General features: G+C 32.2%; 2 protein-coding genes. Both read left to right on the plus strand.

Annotated features, from left to right (window positions below):
• Positions 1–448, plus strand: a 448-nt coding sequence (locus tag AC3AX0_RS08885) for a DUF3179 domain-containing (seleno)protein (RefSeq protein ID WP_487549942.1), incomplete at its 5' end; no start/stop codon positions are given.
• A partial coding sequence (locus AC3AX0_RS08890) for a hypothetical protein (RefSeq protein WP_487549943.1) occupies positions 445–664 on the plus strand: 220 nt, incomplete at its 3' end. The genes AC3AX0_RS08885 and AC3AX0_RS08890, both read left to right, overlap by 4 nt.

A 664-nucleotide genomic window follows, 5' to 3' on the forward strand; every position in this document is an offset into this window, starting at 1 on the left:
CTACTATACTAATCCATATGGAACATATGAAAAAGAAGATAAAAATTCTTACTACCTTTCAGGTGAATCCATGTTCAAGACAATGAACGAAGGCGATAAAACATTTAACAGCAAAAAAATTGTCGTTGGTATCAAACATGGCGATAATATAATCGCTTTAGACCCAGATATTGTACTAGAGAAAGGTGTTGTAAACTTTTCTATTGGAAATGAAAATGGAGTAGCTTTTTATGATAATCAGATAGATGCTGTTCGCGTGTTTTATTCAAAACTAAATAACGAAAAGCTCATTTTTACATACTCAGATGGCAAGTTCATCGACCAGAAAAATAGAACTTGGAACAGATTGGGAACCGATGGGACTAATAAACTTAACTCAATGACTTATTTTGATGTTATGTGGTTTGCATGGTATGCATTTTATCCTAATACTGAGGTGGTCAAATGAAATTACTGAAGAAACTGTATTACAAAAAGAAAGTACTTGTAATCGGTATATTTATCTTCATATCTTATATAGCACTTTATCTATGGAGTATAGATCATGTGCTATTCGGAGAATTTGATGAAATCACTTCAGTAACCTGGCTTAAAAACTGGAAAAGCATGATTTTTAAATCAAGATCACCATTTAACTTTGAGCCATTAGGATATATTGGGCTAC

Source organism: Dethiosulfatibacter sp. (assembly GCF_983023055.1).